Annotated in this window: 19 protein-coding genes and 2 tRNA genes; 6 read left to right on the top strand and 15 right to left on the bottom strand. The window is 59.1% G+C overall.

The genetic code is table 11. From position 1 onward, the window contains the following. Positions 1–48 precede the first annotated feature (48 nt). From IGS60_RS12700 to IGS60_RS12645, 12 genes are all read right to left on the bottom strand, one after another. The gene (locus IGS60_RS12700; protein ID WP_070289321.1) at positions 49–1,464 is read right to left on the bottom strand and encodes a CHASE3 domain-containing protein; all 1,416 of its coding nucleotides are present in this window, start codon (positions 1,462–1,464) and stop codon (positions 49–51) included. A gap of 151 nt (positions 1,465–1,615) precedes the next feature. Continuing rightward, a complete protein-coding gene (locus IGS60_RS12695) occupies positions 1,616–2,248 on the bottom strand; it encodes a response regulator transcription factor (RefSeq protein ID WP_034783185.1) in 633 nt (210 codons plus the stop codon). Between the two features lie 210 nt (positions 2,249–2,458). Beyond that, positions 2,459–2,866, bottom strand: coding sequence for a MerR family transcriptional regulator (locus IGS60_RS12690; RefSeq protein WP_230504723.1), 408 nt, complete (start codon positions 2,864–2,866; stop codon positions 2,459–2,461). A gap of 10 nt (positions 2,867–2,876) precedes the next feature. Beyond that, positions 2,877–3,224 carry an integration host factor subunit alpha gene (locus IGS60_RS12685; protein ID WP_010399205.1) on the bottom strand — a complete coding sequence of 116 codons (348 nt, stop codon included), beginning with the start codon at positions 3,222–3,224 and terminating at the stop codon, positions 2,877–2,879. Between the two features lie 172 nt (positions 3,225–3,396). Further along, positions 3,397–5,823: a phenylalanine--tRNA ligase subunit beta gene (pheT, locus tag IGS60_RS12680; RefSeq protein ID WP_230504721.1), complete on the bottom strand. Its 2,427-nt coding sequence runs from the start codon at positions 5,821–5,823 to the stop codon at positions 3,397–3,399. 78 nt (positions 5,824–5,901) lie between these two features. Further along, entirely contained in the window at positions 5,902–6,918 is a 1,017-nt protein-coding gene (gene pheS / locus IGS60_RS12675) for a phenylalanine--tRNA ligase subunit alpha (protein WP_070217968.1), read from the bottom strand. Between the two features lie 145 nt (positions 6,919–7,063). Further along, complete coding sequence (gene rplT, locus IGS60_RS12670) at positions 7,064–7,423, bottom strand: 50S ribosomal protein L20 (protein WP_010399214.1); 360 nt, start codon at positions 7,421–7,423, stop codon at positions 7,064–7,066. Between the two features lie 26 nt (positions 7,424–7,449). Further along, the gene (gene rpmI, locus IGS60_RS12665; RefSeq protein WP_038493025.1) at positions 7,450–7,647 is read right to left on the bottom strand and encodes a 50S ribosomal protein L35; all 198 of its coding nucleotides are present in this window, start codon (positions 7,645–7,647) and stop codon (positions 7,450–7,452) included. A gap of 227 nt (positions 7,648–7,874) precedes the next feature. Continuing rightward, positions 7,875–8,396 carry a translation initiation factor IF-3 gene (infC, locus tag IGS60_RS12660; protein ID WP_071650129.1) on the bottom strand — a complete coding sequence of 174 codons (522 nt, stop codon included), beginning with the start codon at positions 8,394–8,396 and terminating at the stop codon, positions 7,875–7,877. A 51-nt stretch (positions 8,397–8,447) separates the two neighbouring features. Further along, positions 8,448–10,355 (bottom strand): threonine--tRNA ligase, encoded by a 1,908-nt coding sequence (gene thrS / locus IGS60_RS12655; RefSeq protein WP_070218007.1) that lies wholly within the window; start codon positions 10,353–10,355, stop codon positions 8,448–8,450. Positions 10,356–10,570: 215 nt separating this feature from the next. Further along, a tRNA-Val gene (locus tag IGS60_RS12650) sits at positions 10,571–10,647 on the bottom strand. An 89-nt stretch (positions 10,648–10,736) separates the two neighbouring features. Then, positions 10,737–10,813 (bottom strand) — tRNA-Val (locus IGS60_RS12645). A 148-nt stretch (positions 10,814–10,961) separates the two neighbouring features. Between IGS60_RS12645 and IGS60_RS12640 the strand changes: the two genes are divergently transcribed. Beyond that, positions 10,962–11,426, top strand: a complete 465-nt coding sequence (locus IGS60_RS12640) for a hypothetical protein (RefSeq protein ID WP_230504719.1) — start codon at positions 10,962–10,964, stop codon at positions 11,424–11,426. Between the two features lie 3 nt (positions 11,427–11,429). Here IGS60_RS12640 and IGS60_RS12635 read toward each other — a convergent pair whose 3' ends face one another. Continuing rightward, on the bottom strand, positions 11,430–12,542 hold the full coding sequence (locus tag IGS60_RS12635) for an acyltransferase (RefSeq protein ID WP_230504717.1): 1,113 nt from the start codon (positions 12,540–12,542) through the stop codon (positions 11,430–11,432). A gap of 148 nt (positions 12,543–12,690) precedes the next feature. Here IGS60_RS12635 and IGS60_RS12630 point away from each other — a divergent pair, with 148 nt between their 5' ends. Then, a complete protein-coding gene (locus IGS60_RS12630) occupies positions 12,691–13,644 on the top strand; it encodes a succinylglutamate desuccinylase/aspartoacylase family protein (RefSeq protein WP_070313466.1) in 954 nt (317 codons plus the stop codon). Here IGS60_RS12630 and IGS60_RS12625 read toward each other — a convergent pair whose 3' ends face one another. Continuing rightward, positions 13,645–13,974 (bottom strand): SMR family transporter, encoded by a 330-nt coding sequence (locus IGS60_RS12625; RefSeq protein ID WP_070217979.1) that lies wholly within the window; start codon positions 13,972–13,974, stop codon positions 13,645–13,647. Between the two features lie 23 nt (positions 13,975–13,997). Continuing rightward, on the bottom strand, positions 13,998–14,318 hold the full coding sequence (sugE, locus tag IGS60_RS12620; protein WP_070217981.1) for a quaternary ammonium compound efflux SMR transporter SugE: 321 nt from the start codon (positions 14,316–14,318) through the stop codon (positions 13,998–14,000). Between the two features lie 212 nt (positions 14,319–14,530). Here sugE and IGS60_RS12615 point away from each other — a divergent pair, with 212 nt between their 5' ends. From IGS60_RS12615 to IGS60_RS12600, 4 genes are all read left to right on the top strand, one after another. Next, positions 14,531–14,890 carry a DUF1304 domain-containing protein gene (locus IGS60_RS12615; protein ID WP_083287000.1) on the top strand — a complete coding sequence of 120 codons (360 nt, stop codon included), beginning with the start codon at positions 14,531–14,533 and terminating at the stop codon, positions 14,888–14,890. 123 nt (positions 14,891–15,013) lie between these two features. Beyond that, on the top strand, positions 15,014–15,310 hold the full coding sequence (locus tag IGS60_RS12610; protein WP_070217983.1) for a helix-turn-helix transcriptional regulator: 297 nt from the start codon (positions 15,014–15,016) through the stop codon (positions 15,308–15,310). A 58-nt stretch (positions 15,311–15,368) separates the two neighbouring features. Continuing rightward, entirely contained in the window at positions 15,369–16,433 is a 1,065-nt protein-coding gene (locus tag IGS60_RS12605; RefSeq protein WP_230504714.1) for an alkene reductase, read from the top strand. 83 nt (positions 16,434–16,516) lie between these two features. Further along, positions 16,517–16,816, top strand: coding sequence for a hypothetical protein (locus IGS60_RS12600; protein ID WP_230504712.1), 300 nt, complete (start codon positions 16,517–16,519; stop codon positions 16,814–16,816). The last annotated feature ends 6 nt before the right edge of the window (positions 16,817–16,822 follow it).

The raw sequence follows: 16,822 nt of genomic DNA, 5'->3' as shown, positions 1-16,822 counted from the left end.
CAAAATGGCCGGGCTGCATGCCCGGCCATTTTTTTATCTCAAGGAAAATTATGCTTCGGCATCCGCATCGATATCTTCCAGCTCCGGCGTCAGCGGCATGGGAATCACGGCCTCCACACACGTCCCCTTGCCTTCCGGCCCCTGGCGCACGGTAAGCGTGCCACCCAGCAGCAGGGCCCGCTCGCGCATGCCCAGCAAGCCGTGCGACATCGGTTTTTGCAGCGCATCTTCCGTGATGCCGATGCCGTCGTCGATCACGCGCAGCACGAGGCCGTGCTCGTTGCGTTTCAAGGTCACGCTGACCATGCCGGCCCGTGCATATTTGAGGATATTCGTCAGCGATTCCTGCACGATGCGGAACAGAGCGATCGTCAAGGTCGCTTCGCGGTTATCGATATTGATGGCCACATCCGTTTCGCAGCGCACCGAGCTCATGCGCGCAAAATCCTCGCAATAGCTTTCGATGGCGGCGCACAGGCCCAGGTTGTCCAGCAGGCTGGGGCGCAGGTCTTCCACGATGCGGCGCTTCAGTTCCACCGTTTCCAGCAAGGTCGCCTTGGCATGGCGCAGCTGCGCGGCCAGTTCCGGCTGCGTATGCGCCAGTTGCTGCGTGACGGCGCCCAGGTCCATGCTGATCGAGGTCAAGTTGGCACCCAGTTCATCGTGCAGCTCGCGCGCCAGGCGCGCTTTTTCCACTTCGTTGACACTGATCAAATGACGCGACAGCACGGATAACTGCTCGGTACGCTTGCTGACCGTCGATTCCAGGGTATCGTTGGCATTTTGCAATGCATACTCGACGGCTGCCCGGTTCTGGAAGCTGCGCCGCACCAGCTGGTAAAACATGATCAGCACGAGGATGGCCAGGGCATTGATGCCGATGCCGAGCAGCACGGCTTTCTGGTACTCATGATAAAAGGCGGCGCTGCCGGTCGACAGCGCTTCATTCTGCTCGCGCGTCATGATCACCACCTGCAGACGAATCTCGTCCATGGTGGCGCGGTCATCGGTCACGCGGGAAATGTTGACGATCTCGGCCAACCCGCCCTGCTTGTAGACGTCGATAGACTGTTGCAACATCGACATTTTTCGGCGGATCAGGCTTTTCAGCTGGCCCAGGTTTTTCAACTGGGTGGGACTGCCCGCGAGCAAGGTTTGCAGCTCGTTGAATTCGTTGTCGATCTCGGTGGCAGCGGTCTTCGACGGCCCCAGATAGGTTTCGGAGCCGGAAATGAAATAGCCGCGCAAGCTGCTTTCCGCATCGAGCACGAGCACGTTCAGATACTGCAGGCGGTCGGCAACGCGGGCGCTCTGGCTGAGCAAGGCATTCGTGCCCTTCAGCGACTCCAGGTTATGGTAAAGACTGAAACCATTCAATACAAGCAACAAGGCGCACGTCACGCACAGGATCGTCTTGTACAGGGGCAGGCGGTGATTCGGGGCCGGTTGAGCGGTGAAATACATCCTGGTGTGCATCCTTAGCAAGGTTCGGCGCGGGAGAGAGCGCCGGCGCCGGCCAATTATAGTCCTCGCCACAAACTGCTGCACTGCACAACATCAAGTCGTGCCCGGTTAGCTGGCTGAGCGATCATGTTTCCATGATCGCACCGCAGCGCTAGTCAAGCAAATTGTTTTTCATTGCGTAATAGGTCAAGTCGCTGTTCGATTGCAAGCCCATTTTTTCCATGATGCGCGTACGGTAGGTACTGACCGTCTTGATGCTCAGCGACAAGGCCACGCCGATATCGGACACGGTGGCGCCGCGCGCCAGGCGCAGGAAGACCTGGAACTCGCGGTCCGACAATTCCGTATGCAGCGCGGCATTCGTGTCGCGGTCGAACGACTGCGCCAGCAACTCGCCCACGGTGGAGCTGACATAGCGGCGCCCCTGGAATACGGTGCGCACGGCCGTCATCAGCTCGTCGGCTTCGCATTCCTTGTTCAGATAGCCATTCGCGCCCATCTTGAACAGATTCAGCGCATATTGCTGCGCGGGATAGCCGCTGAGGATCAGCACGGGCAATTCCGGCTGGCCCTGGCGGATCGTGCGCAAGGTATCGATGCCGCTCTGATCGGGCATGGCGATATCGAGCAGCAATACATCGCAAATTTCGCGGCGGGCGATATCGAGCGCTTCGCGCCCGGTACCGGCTTCCGCCACCACACTGAAGTCGCTTGACGACGAAAAAATCTGTTTGAACCCAGCTCGTACTATTTGGTGATCATCACAAATGGCAACGCGTATCATTGTTTCCCCTTAAATTTTCCTGGCCTGGGAAAGACTACCGGAACCTGAACGCTGCTCCGGCTTAGCGTCACTAACAAAAACGCAACATTAACATTATATTCAAAATATGGCGCGCCGTACGGTAGCGTCAGCACCAAGGCGGAGCGCCCATGCAGTATAGTCAACTTAGTCAACCGCTACCGGACAACCCGACCTATATTGGTACAAATCTTATTTTAGCAAGTTTAAAATCGCAATTAATTCATTGCGTATCCACACGCGGTCCAGCGGCGCTTCCAGCGGCACGGCAGGCATGGCCGGCAGCACTGGCAGCTCGTCGGCGATGGCATGCGATGCGCCACGGCTGTCGAGCTTGTTGCGCGCGCCGCTGATGGTAAAGCCCTGCTCGTACAGCAATTCGCGGATGCGGCGTATCAGCAGCACCTCATGGTGCTGATAATAACGGCGGTTGCCGCGTCGTTTGACCGGCTTGAGCTGGGAAAACTCCTGCTCCCAGTAGCGCAGTACATGCGGTTTGACGCCGCACAACTCGCTCACCTCGCCGATCGTGAAATAGCGTTTCGCCGGAATGGGCGGCAAGGGGGCGATCAACTCGGTTTTACTGATGCGCTCGTTCATCGCCACTCACTCAGGCAGCACGTGCCAGCGGACTGGTCTCTTCGACCATGCTTTTCAGCTTCTGGCTCGCATGAAAGGTCACGACACGGCGCGCCGTGATAGGAATCTCTTCACCCGTCTTCGGATTGCGGCCCGGCCGCTGCGGTTTGTCGCGCAACTGGAAATTGCCGAAACCGGACAGCTTGACGGCTTCGCCACGCTCGAGCGCATTGCGGATCTCGTCGAAAAAGGTCTCGACCATATCCTTCGCTTCGCGCTTGTTCAGGCCCACTTGCTCGAACAACAGTTCGGCCAGTTCCGCCTTGGTCAAGGTGGGTAAATCTTTTTCCGCTTCCTGGCGCACTTTGGCAACCAGCATGGCCCGATGCAAATCGGCGGCCAGTGCGGATTGCAGTACGGCGGAATCAACGTCGCTGTTATTAATTTTCCTGCCCTGCCTTTTCTGTGCGCCCGAGCCCGCCACATGGCAAGCTCGTCTACGATTGACGACGGAAAGGCCGTCACGCAAAAAGCGACGGCCAGTCCGGTAATTACGAACGCAGTTTCGCGTCGTGGCCCTGCTTGGCGGCATCGATCAGGACAGCCATCAGGCCATCGACGACATCGTCTTGCAGGGTGTTTTGAGTATCTTGCAAGCTAATCCGGAAAGCAAGGCTTTTTTCATCCGCTTCCAGACCTTTTCCACGATATTCATCAAATAAAACAATGGCTTGCACGATACGCGCCGCAGGGCTTGCCTTGGCGGCGGCATGGAAGCTGTCGAGCAGATCCTGGACGGCCACCGATTGCTTGACGACCACGGCCAGGTCGCGGCTGGCGCCAGGGAATTTCGAGATTTCCTGGTACACGGGCACGACTCTTTGCGTCAGGGCAGCGGCATCGACTTCGAACAGCACGGGCGCCAGCGGCAAGTCGTACTTTTGCATCCAGCGCGGGTGCAATTCACCGATGAAACCGATGACCTTGCCATCGAGTTCCACGTTGGCCGAACGGCCCGGATGCAGAGCCGGGTGTTCCGCCTTGGTGAAACGCAAGACCAGCGGCGCGAACAGCGCTTCCAGGTCCGCCTTCACGTCGAAGAAGTCGACCGTGCGGGACGGCTGGCCCCACTGCTCGTCCGCCACCGCGCCGTAGGCCATGGCGGCAACGCGCTTGGGCTGGGCATAGCCGGCCACCGACAAGGGGCCGTTTTGCACGCTGTCGTCGCGCTGGTAAATGGCGCCCACTTCGAAGATGCGCACGCGGTTCGTCTTGCGGTTCAGGTTGTAGCGCACGTTGGCGATCAGGCCGCCGATCAGCGAGGAACGCATCACGCTCATCTGGCTGGCGATCGGGTTCTGCAATTTGATCGGATTCGTGTTGCCCGAGAAGTCGCGCTCCCATGCCGTATCGACAAAGCTCATGTTAACCACTTCCTGGAAGCCCAGGTCGGCCAGCTCATGACGTACCGCAAACAAGGAGCGGGTATTTTCTGGTGCAATCTGCATCACGTTCGCGGCCACGGGCGGCAAGGTCGGGATGTTTTCAAAGCCGTATACGCGCGCCACTTCCTCGATCAAGTCTTCCTCGATCTCGATGTCGAAACGGTAGCTGGGCGAGGTCACGGAAAACACGCCGTCGGCCAGGGTGAACGGCAGGGCCAGGCGCGTGAAGATATCGGCGATCAGCGCATCGTTGAGCGGCACACCGATGACTTTTTGCGCGCGCGCCGTGCGCATGGTCACGGGCTGGCGTTGCGGCAGGTTCACTACATGGTCGTCGACGGGACCGACGGTGGTGGCCGGCGTGCCGCAGATTTCCACGATCAGGGCCGTGATGCGCTCGATATGCTCGACGGTGGTGGCGAAATCGACGCCGCGCTCGAAGCGGTGCGCCGCATCGGTCGAGAAATTCAAACGGCGGGCGCGGCCCTGGATGGCGTTCGGCCACCAGAATGCCGCTTCCAGGTAGATGCTGTCCGTATCGTCCGACACCGAGCTGGCGTCGCCGCCCATGATGCCGGCCAACGATTCGATTTCCTGCTCATCGGCAATGACGCCGATCCACTCGTCGACGGCAACGGTGTTGCCATTCAACAGCTTGACGGATTCGCCCGCCTTGCCCCAACGCACGTCGAGGCTGCCGTGGATCTTTGCCAGGTCAAACACGTGGCTGGGACGGCCCAGTTCCAGCATGACATAGTTGGAAATGTCGACCAGGGCCGACAGCGGACGCTGGCCGCTGCGCTCGAGGCGCTGCTTCATCCAGTCCGGCGTGGCTGCCTTGGCGTTCAAGCCGCGGATGACGCGGCCCGTGAAACGGCCGCACAGGTCCGGCGCGCTGACTTTCACGGGCAGGATTTCATCGCTGGAAACCGGCACGGTGCGGAACTGCGGCGCATGCAGGGGCACGCCCGTCAATGCCGACACTTCGCGCGCCACGCCCAGCACGGACAGGCAGTCCGCCTTGTTCGGCGTCAACTTGATGGTGAATTTCAAGTCGTTCAAAGCAAAGTAATCGCGGAAATTCTGGCCGATCGGCGCGTCGTCCGGCAATTCCATCAAGCCGGCGTTTTCTTCCGACAATTTCAATTCGCGCGCGGAGCACAGCATGCCTTGCGACTCGACGCCGCGCAGCTGGCCCACCTTGATTTCAAACGGCTTGCCATCGGCGCCAGGGGGCAGCACGGCGCCCGCCATTGCGCAGACGACTTTCAAGCCCGGACGCACGTTCGGCGCGCCGCAGACGATGTTGAGCATGGTGCCCGTGCCGACATCGACCTGGCACACATTCAGGCGGTCCGCGTTCGGATGTTTTTCCATCTCCAGGACCAGGCCCACCACCACGTTCGAGAACGGGGGCGCGACAGGATCGACGTCCTCGACTTCGAGACCGGACATGGTCAGCAGATGGGCCAGTTCGTCCGAAGTCATCTTCGGATCGACCATGGTACGGAGCCAGTTTTCGGAAAATTGCATAATCAAGCCTTCAAATGGTCAAAGCTCACAGCGCGAGCGCACGGGCGCTCAAGCGCCATGAATCAAACGGAACAACGCTTAGTTGAATTGCTTCAGGAACCTTAAATCGCCTTCATAGAACAGGCGCAGGTCGTTGATGCCATAGCGCAGCATCGTCAAGCGTTCCAGGCCAGAGCCGAAAGCAAAACCGATGAATTTCTCGGGATCGAGGCCGAAGTTCTTCACCACGGTCGGATGCACCTGACCGGCGCCCGACACTTCCAGCCAGCGGCCCTTCAGGGGGCCGGAGCCGAAGGCGATGTCGATCTCGGCCGACGGTTCCGTGAACGGGAAGTACGACGGGCGGAAGCGCACCTGCAGGTCGTCCGTTTCGAAGAAGGCCTTGACGAAGTTCAGGTACACGCCCTTCAGGTCGGCAAAGCTGATGTCTTCGGCGATCCACAGGCCTTCGACCTGGTGGAACATCGGCGAATGGGTGGCGTCGCTGTCGACGCGGTAGGTGCGGCCCGGCGCGATGACCTTGATCGGCGGCGTATGCGTGCGCGCATAGCGCACCTGCATCGGGCTCGTGTGCGTGCGCAGCAGCAAGGGCTTGCCGTCGGTGTCGTTGCCATCGATGTAGAACGTGTCTTGCATGGAACGAGCTGGGTGGTTTTCCGGGCTGTTGAGCGCCGTGAAATTGGTCCAGTCGTTCTCGATTTCGGGGCCGTCGGCCACGTCGAAGCCGATCGAGCGGAAGATTTCCTCGACACGCTCCCACGTGCGCATCACGGGATGGATGCCGCCGGGCATGCGGCCACGGCCCGGCAGGCTCACGTCGATCGCTTCGGCGTTCAGACGGCCTTGCATCTGGGCATCAGCCAGCGCATCACGGCGCGCCGTCAGCGCGTCTTCGATCTGCACTTTGACGGCGTTGATCAGGGCGCCCTGCGCCTTGCGCGCGTCCGGGTCCAGTTTGCCCAGGCCCTTCATCATTTCGGTAATCTGGCCAGTCTTGCCCAGGTAGCGGGCTTTGGCGTTTTCAAGTGCGGCAGCGTCTGCGGCGGCGATAAAGTCAGCCTGGGCCGAGACGACGAGTTCTTCTAGGGAGTTCATGCGGCTTTTCCTGTTTTGGAAATCAATCCTGGATTTAGTAATCTAGAACCCAACAATCAAAAACGGAAACGGGGCATAAGGTTCACACCCCTGCCCCGCTCTTTATAACGTCACCCTGTGGATGACGTTGTGCAATGACCGATGCTTACGCAGCGATTTTTGCTTTCACTGCGTTGACAATCGCAGCGAATGCTGGCTTGTCCATCACAGCCATATCGGCCAGGACTTTACGGTCCAGTTCGATATTTGCTTTTTTCAAGCCGTTCATGAATACGCTGTACGTTACGCCATGCTCACGGGAAGCGGCGTTGATACGGGCGATCCACAGGCGGCGGAAAACGCGCTTCTTGTTGCGGCGATCGCGGTAAGCGTATTGGCCAGCGCGCATAACTGCTTGCTTGGCAACACGGTATACACGGCTGCGGCGACCACGGTAGCCTTTAGCTTGAACAAGAATCTTTTTATGACGGGCACGAGCTGTAACCCCACGTTTTACTCTAGGCATAGTAACTCCTTAAATTGAGTGTGAGATTAAGCAGTCGGCATCATGCGCATAACGGATGTGACATCCGATGCGTTGATGTTACGGGTACCGCGCAACTGACGTTTGTTCTTGGTGGTCTTCTTGGTCAGGATGTGGCGCTTGAACGCGTGACCCGACTTGACAGTTCCACCTGGACGCACGCGAAAACGTTTTTTCGCGGAGCTTTTGGTCTTCATTTTAGGCATAGCAATCTGTCCTCTTACGGACAGCTCCATTTATAACAGGATTGCAGGTGGCAACACGACGTTGCGCTTAGATGCCTGCTTTCACATGTTGTGCAGCGGATGCGAGTCCGCTACAGTTCACGCGGCCCGCACATTGCTGAGCGGGCCGCGCAAATTCTGCCTGGGGTTTGACGCCGCGCCAATGCTGGCACGCGCTGTGTCCACCCACAGTAAAACGCTATTGTAACTTACTTCTTCTTCTTAGGCGAAAGAACCATGATCATTTGGCGGCCTTCCATCTTCGGGAACTGCTCGACCTGGCCGTACGGCTCCAGATCGGCTTTCAGACGTTCCAGCATGCGGAAGCCAATATCCTGGTGCGCCATCTCACGACCGCGGAAACGCAAGGTGATCTTGGTTTTATCGCCATCTTCAAGGAACTTGATGAGATTACGCAACTTGATATTGTAGTCACCATCATCAGTCCCCGGACGGAATTTGACTTCCTTCACGAGGATGATCTTTTGCTTCAATTTGGCTTCGTGAGCTTTCTTTTGCTCCGAATACTTAAATTTGCCGTAGTCCATCAAACGGCACACCGGTGGCTGCGCGGTAGGCGCAATTTCCACCAGGTCGACGTTTGCCTCTTCCGCCAGGCGGAAGGCTTCAGCCAAACTTACGATACCGAGTGGCTCGTTATCGACCCCGCTTAAACGCATTTCAGGGGCAGTGATTTCGCCATTGATGCGATGTGACTTGTCAGTAGCTATTGTAGTTTCCTTTAAAAATCTTGTAAGACGGTCGTGCAGCGAGTTTCCTCGTCAGGCCTTGGTGTCGACTTCATGTTTGAGTCGCTCAATCAGGGCATCGACGGACATGACGCCCAGATCGACATTGCCCCGCGCCCGCACGGCCACTGTATTCGCATCCCGCTCTTTGTCGCCAATTACTAAGATGTAAGGCAATTTTTGTACGGAATGTTCACGTATTTTATAGGTAATCTTCTCGTTACGCAAATCAGCCTGTACGCGCAGCCCCGCTTTGCGCAGTTTTGTTGTTACTTCTTGTACATAATCAGCTTGGGCGTCGGAAATATTCAACACTGACACTTGCACCGGCGACAGCCACAACGGCATGGCACCCGCATAGTGTTCGATCAGGATGCCGATGAAACGTTCCAGCGAACCCACGATCGCGCGGTGCAACATGATCGGCACCTGGCGCGTGTTGTCCACGGCCACGTATTCGGCACCCAGGCGGCCCGGCATCGACGGGTCGATCTGCACGGTGCCCACTTGCCATGCGCGGCCCAGACTATCCTTCAGGTGGTATTCGATCTTCGGACCATAGAACGCGCCCTCGCCCGGCAATTCCGTCCACTCCACGCCGCAGGCGCGCAAGGCCGAACGCAGGGATTCCTCGGCGAAATCCCACGATTCTTCCGTGCCGATGCGGTTATCGGGACGCAAGGCCAGTTTCACGTCGATATTCGTGAAGCCGAATGCCGTGTACACATCCATCGCCTGCTGGTGGAACGCCGTCACTTCGCCGGCGATCTGCTCTTCCAGGCAGAAGATGTGGCCGTCATCCTGCGTAAAGCCGCGCACGCGCATCATGCCGTGCAAGGCGCCCGACGGTTCGTTGCGGTGGCATTGGCCGAATTCGCCGTAGCGCAATGGCAAGTCGCGGTAGCTGCGCATGCCATTGTTGAAAATCTGGATATGACCAGGGCAATTCATCGGCTTCAGCGCATAGGCGCGGTTTTCCGATTCCGTGATGAACATGTTTTCACGGTAATTATCCCAGTGACCGGTTTTTTCCCACAGGCCACGGTCGAGGATTTGCGGCGCCTTGACTTCCTGGTAGCCGTTGACCTGGTACACATTGCGCATATATTGCTCGACTTGCTGCCAGATCGACCAGCCTTTCGGGTGCCAGAAGATCAGGCCCGGCGCCTCTTCCTGGAAATGGAAGAAATCGAGCTGCTTGCCCAGTTTGCGGTGATCTCGCTTTTCCGCCTCTTCCAGGTTGTGCAGATACAGTTCCTGGTCTTCCTTCTTGGCCCAGGCCGTGCCATAGATACGCTGCAGCATCTCGTTTTTCGAGTCGCCGCGCCAGTAGGCGCCGGCCAGCTTCATCAGCTTAAACACTTTCAGCTTGCCCGTCGACGGCACGTGGGGGCCGCGGCACAAGTCCGTGAACTTACCTTCGGAATACAGCGACACTTCCTGGTCGGCCGGGATCGAGCCGATCAGTTCAGCCTTGTACGCTTCACCGATACTGTTGAAGTAGTCGATGGCTTCGTCGCGCGCGACAACCTTGCGCGTGACTTGCTCATCCTTCTTGGCCAGTTCCGCCATTTTCTTTTCGATCGCGACCAGATCTTCCGGCGTGAACGGACGCTTGTAGGCGAAGTCATAGTAAAAGCCGTTGTCGATCACGGGACCGATGGTCACTTGCGCGTCCGGGAACAATTCCTTGACGGCATACGCCAGCAAGTGGGCCGTCGAGTGGCGAATCACTTCCAGGCCGTCGGCGTCCTTGTCCGTCACAATCGCCAATTCCGCGTCTTGCTCGATCAGATAGGAAGTATCGACCAGCTTGCCGTCAACCTTGCCCGCCAGGGCAGCCTTGGCCAGGCCGGTACCAATATTGGCCGCAACCTGGGCCACGGTGACCGGGCCGTCAAATTGACGGGCGGAACCATCGGGAAGTCGGATTGTAAGCATATTGATCTCCATATCGGCGCTGGCGCCAGGTAAAACTGCAATGAATGGTGTGGACTGAAAAACTGAAAGGAAAACGCAGACGCAAAAAAACGCGGACTAGCCGCGTTTTTCACTTTTTTGAGACAAAGGAAACCCGTTCGACTAGCGTCACTCCCAAAGCTTGGTAGTAGTTCGCGGTGTCATAACCGGTTTTACCTTTCTCTCTAACTGCATTCTGGTGGGCGGTGAGGAATTCGAATCCCCGACCCCTTGGATGTCGACCAAGTATTCTAACCAGCTGAACTAACCGCCCGTAAAACTTTTGTTGATCATTGTATTTCAAATGACCGCTTGCGGCTTGCGCCAGCTTAAAACTCTTTAAAACCACTTACTGCCAAATTCTGGTGGGCGGTGAGGAATTCGAATCCCCGACCCCTTGGATGTCGACCAAGTATTCTAACCAGCTGAACTAACCGCCCCGAAGACCAGCATTATAGAGAGGCTTTCCCAGAATGACAAGGGCTGTTTTACAGGAAACTTTAATCTGTTTTTCATCCGCTTCCCGGGCGTCAGCCTCCTTTATAGAGAGTCGGCCCGGCACATGCGGAATGCCGCTAGAATCGCGGCATGAACTCCACCCTATTCGCCTGGCTGAAAACCCTGAGCCGCATCTGCGGTTTTGAAACGGCCGACTCCTTCCCGCCCAATCATCCCTATGCGCGCACGCGCTGGGAAGCCGCGTACTTCGATATCGCCTCCGACGTGAAGCCCGACGAGATCGAACAGCGCATCTGCGCGGCCATCGCCAACACGCCGAGCGTCTTCGCCTACATCAGCAATCCCACGCCGCGCATGCAGCGCGCGCTGCTGAACGTGATCCACGACCGGCTGCGGCGCCAGCCCGGCGCGGGTGCCACGGACCTGGTCTTGTTACTGATCAATGCCTACGCCAGCCCCCACATCACGGAAGCCGTGCCCGGGCTGCGCACCTTGATCTACAACACGGAACACGAAGACACGAATCTGCGCGTGCATGCGATCCTGGAATTGCTGGTCGGCACGCCACGGGGGCTGGACGTGATCGACATGTAATCGTCATGCATGATTGGCGGGAACGTAGCGCGCCCGCAAGCGCATGAATGGCGTTTCCACCACTCTATACAAAAGCCAGCCCGTCAAGATGCTGACGGCGGCACTGAGCAGTATCGCCGGCGCGCCGTCCGGCCCATGACCGAGATCCTGCAACACCGGCCGCAGCAGGATGCACAGCTGCTTGTGCAACAGATAAATCGCATACGACCACAGGGCCAGGCTGGCCGCGCCCGGCACGCGCAGTTTATATAGCGTACTGCCGGGACTGAGCGCGGCGACCAGCAATAAAGTAAAACTGGCGGCCAGGGCCGGATAGCCGAACACGGTCACCGCATAGCCATAGTGATCGGTGAGAAACACGTAAAACATCAGCGCCGTGCCGCCTATCCCCGCTAGCAAGGTGCGGTTGCCGTATGAGGTGAGGCGCGCCCAGGCGGTCGGGTGGTAATTCTTCAGCAGCGCCAGCGCCACGCCCGCCACCAGTTCGTCGAAGCGGCACCACGACGCGTAATAAATATACTTGTAGTAGCCAAGCCCGCCGCGCGGCACTTGCACATATTCATCCCACAGATAGGCGCGCACCAGCATGCCGACGATCAAACTGGCGGCCATGGCCAGCCACGCCCACAGCAGCGACTTGCGGCAGGCGGCGATCGCCAGCGCCACGGCCGGCAACAGCACGTAGAACTGCTCTTCCACGCACAGCGACCACGCATGGGAAAACGCCGTGCCCGGCGTCAGATTGATGTTTTGCGTAAACGTCAGGAATTTCCACAGGGGCAGCAGCGCGCTGTCGCCGCGAAACGCGGGCCACAAGTAATACAGGGCCAGCACGACATAGAAATTGGGCAAGGTACGCAGGAAACGCCGCGCATAGAAGCGGGACAGGGAAAAGCCGTGTTCGCTGCGCAAGGCCGTGAAGATCTGGTTGCCGATCAGATAGCCGCTGAGGGCAAAGAACAGGTCCACACCCGTCCAGCCGATTTCCCCCCAGAAACCAAACGCCCCACCGTCGCTGACGAACAGCAAATAGTGGTTCATGAAGACGAGCACGATGGCCAGCGCGCGCAAGGTATCGAGGCCATACAGGCGCGAAGAAGAGGAAGAAAACGACATGGATCTCGGCAAGGAAAAACAACGGTGGCGCCGATCATGCCACGGCGCACCTTGCCATGGCCAACTTTTTGCAGGCGTGCACGGCGAATCCCGCTAAAATATGCCGACCCCGCTTTCCCTTCCCGCAACAGCATAGGATATGTCCAGCATGAGCAGCGCACTCCACTTCAAATCCATCAACTACACGGGCCAGGGCAGCGGCCCGCGCCTGATCGTCACCGGCGCCGTGCACGGCAATGAAACCTGCGGCACCAAGGGTATCCACCGCGTGATGGCTGAACTCGACAGCGGCGCCCTCTCGATTCTGGCCGGCAGCGTCACCTTCGTGCCCATCACCAACCCGCTGGCCTACGCCAAGGGCGTGCGCAGCGGCGACCGCAACCTGAACCGCAATCTGTTTCCGAACGACAATCCGCAGGATTTCGAAGACCGCATCGCCAACTGGCTGTGCCCTCTGCTGGGCCAGCACGATGTGCTGCTGGATTTGCACTCGTTCAATGCCGACAGCCAGCCCTTCGTCATGGTAGGGCCGCGCAACAACGACGGTCCGCTGCAACCATTCCAGCATGAAGACAAGGAGCGCGCGCTGGCGCGCCGCCTGGGCGTACGCCGCTTTGTCGATGGCTGGCTGCATGCGTATGGCCAGGGCGTGCAGCGCCGCCTGGGCAATAGCGACCAGGTGGGCCTGGTCTTGCGCTATGGCGTGGGCACGACGGAATACATGCGCTCGACGGGCGGCTATGCGCTGACCCTGGAATGCGGCCAGCACGCGGACCCGGCCGCGCCGGACGTGGCCTACCGCGCCATCATGAACACCCTGGCCTTCCTCGGCTTCATCGATGCGCCGCAGCCTGAACCGATCGCCGACGCGGACATGGAAGCGTTGAACATGGTCGTCGTGCACGACAAGCTGCATGCAAGCGACCGCTTCATCAAGACCTGGTCCAGCTTTGACAAGGTCAAACAGGGCGAGCAGATCGGCGTGCGCGCGGACGGCACGCCCGTGACGGCCGAATTCGACGCCTACATCCTCTTCCCGGACGTCAACGCGCAAGCCAATGCCGAATGGTATTACCTGGCGCGGGTGGCCAGCAGCTTCTGATCAATGCCCCACTGATTTGGAGAAAAGATTAATCACCAGCACGCCGGCAATGATCAGCCCCAGGCCGATCAGGGCCGGCGTATCGAGGCTTTGCTTGAACCAGAACCAGCCCACGGCGGAAATGAGCACGATGCCCACGCCCGACCAGATCGCATACACGATGCCGGTAGGAATGACTTTCAAGGTCAGCGACAAGCACCAGAAGGCGATGCTGTAGCCGACCACGGTGATGACACTGGGCCACAAACGGCTGAATCCCTCGGATGCCTTCAAGGCACTGGTGGCGATGACTTCGGCGATGATGGCGATGGCCAGGTAGAAATACGTCATGGCGAGACTCATGCTGGCATCCTTTATTGCGGGCTGAGCAATTTCAAGCCCAGGATGCCGGAGACGATCAGGGCGATGCAGGCGATGCGCGCGGCGCTGGCCGGTTCGCCCAGCACCATGATGCCGAAGATGGCCGTGCCCACGGTGCCGATGCCCGTCCAGATGGCGTAGGCCGTGCCCAGAGGCAAGGTGCGCAAGGCCAGGCCCAGCATCACCACGCTGCCCAGCATGGACACCGCCGTCAAGACGGAGGGCACGAGGCGGGTAAAACCGGCGCTATATTTGAGGCCGATGGCCCAGCCGATTTCCAGCAAGCCCGCCAATACCAGAATGATCCACGCCATCTATTTCTCCCGAGGCGGCAGGGTCGTCCCCGCCATGCAGCCCCCACATCGAGCGGGGTCGTCCCCACAGGAGCAAAGGGAAAAGTATACCATCGGGTGGAAACCCTTGCCGCAAGCACATTTTTTCTAGTGCGGCCGCTCCAATCAAATATTGCCAAAAAACATGCTTGTGGCAGCATAATTGCTGCATCCACTCACTCTCGGGAACAATAATGCTGCTACTGGCCCAAATCCTTACCGCCCTCATCCTGCTGCTGCACGTCTACATCGTGCTGCTGGAAACCGTGCTGTTCGATGCGCGCGGGCGCAAGGTGTTTGGCTTGTCCAAGGAAAAAGCGGAGATCGTGCGCCCCGCCATGTCGAACCAGGGCTGCTACAACGGTTTTCTTGTCGCCGCGCTGGCTCTGGGCTTTTTTCACCCGGACGCGGCCGTCGCCCATGCATTCACCGTCTTCGGCCTGGCCTGCATCGCCGTGGCCGGCGTGTGGGGCGCGGCCACCGTCATGACGCGCATCCTCTATCTGCAAACGGTGCCTGCCGTCATCGCTCTGCTGCTGTTCCACTTCGCCTGATACCTGCCTGAAAAATCCGCCCGCCAGCACGTTTTTTATTTATATCGTAAAATTCCGATATTGAAATTCACAAAAGACGATACATATATCGCTTGAAGACGAACATCGACCAGGAGAAACAGCATGGACATCGACGCCATTCACAAGGCGCTGGCCAATCCCGTACGGCGGCAGATTTTGCAGTGGCTGAAGGAGCCGGAGCAGTATTTTTGCGAACAGGACCATCCGCTCGACTTCGGCGTCTGCGCCGGCCTGATCGACCGGCGGCTGGGGTTGTCGCAATCGACGGTCTCGGCGCACTTGGCCACCCTGCAAAAGGCCGGTTTAATTTCCGCCAGAAAAGTTGGCCAATGGAGCTTTTTCAAGCGCAATGAAGCCACCATCCAGGCCTTTCTGGACCACATGCAGCAAGGTTTGTAACAGCCCCCCCCCATCCATATCGCCGTTCGCGGCATTCTCGACAGGAAAGATAGCAACCATGGCAACTTTATTCGACCCCATCACCATAGGCAGCCTGCAACTGAAAAATCGCATCATCATGGCGCCGCTGACGCGTTCGCGCGCCGGTAATCCGGGCCGCGTGCCCAACGCCCTGATGGCCGAGTACTACACGCAGCGCGCCTCGGCCGGCATGATCATCTCGGAAGCGACGGCCGTCACGCCGCAGGGCGTGGGCTATGCCGACACGCCCGGCATCTGGTCCGACGAGCAGGTGGAAGGCTGGAAACACATCACCAAGGCCGTACATGACGCAGGCGGCCTGATCGTGCTGCAACTGTGGCATGTGGGCCGCATTTCCGCGCCCGTCTTCCTCGATGGCGACCTGCCCGTGGCACCCAGCGCCGTCAAGCCGGCCGGCCATGTCAGCCTGGTGCGCCCGAAACAGGAATACGTCACGCCGCGCGCGCTCGATGCGGAAGAAATTCCCGGCATCGTGGCAGCCTACCGCCTGGGCGCCGAAAATGCGAAAAAAGCGGGCTTCGACGGCGTGGAAATCCATGGTGCCAATGGTTATCTGCTCGACCAGTTCTTGCAAGACAGCACCAACTTGCGCACCGACAACTACGGCGGCTCGATTGAAAACCGCGCCCGTTTGATGCTGGAAGTGACGGACGCGTGCATCGAAGTATGGGGCGCCGACAGGGTCGGCATGCACCTGGCGCCGCGCCGCGATGCCCACGACATGGGCGATTCGAACCCGCGCGCCACCTTCGGCTATGTGGCGCGCGAGCTGGGCAAACGGGGCATCGCCTTCATCTGCGCGCGCGAAGCGCTCGGTGAAGACCGCCTGGGCCCGTACCTGAAGCAGGAATTTGGCGGCGTGTACATTGCCAACGAGAAAATGGACAAGGCGGCGGCCGAAGCCTTGCTGGCCAAGGGCGAAGCCGATGCCGTGGCCTTTGGCTTGTGGTTCATCGCCAACCCCGACCTGCCCATCCGCCTGCGCAGCGACGCGCCGCTCAACCCGCTGAACCCGGACACCCTGTACGCGCCGGACGCGACCGGCTACACGGACTACCCGGCACTGGCGGCACACGCCTGAACAGCGCCCTGAGCACGAGCGGCTCTGCGCCGCTCATTCCCCCACGCGACGGGCGCAACGACACCAACGCAGTTCGCTGCGCAATGATCGTGGCGGCCGCCGTTTTTGCCTGTCTTTCAGCGCCATCGGCGCCGTGCCGGCCGGGCCGGGCGGCGCGCCTGCACGCTACTGAAGACGCGGCGTATCACTTCGGCCGGTACCGCATGCTCGCGCAAATAGGCCGTCGCCACCGTCCGGCCCAGGGCGTGATGAAACGCCACGCCACGCTCGACGAGCTCGGCCATCACTTTGTCCGTTCGGACATTGTTTCCATGTACATCATCGACACTGTTTTTCATGCCATGGCTCCCTATCGGGTGAATCAACCCTGCATCAAGTTTTGACCACAT

The sequence above is a fragment of the Janthinobacterium sp. FW305-128 genome, from assembly GCF_020858135.1.
GTDB lineage: Bacteria > Pseudomonadota > Gammaproteobacteria > Burkholderiales > Burkholderiaceae_D > Janthinobacterium.
Note: the sequence above shows the minus strand (reverse complement) of the source record. Positions and strands in the feature narration are given on the sequence as shown.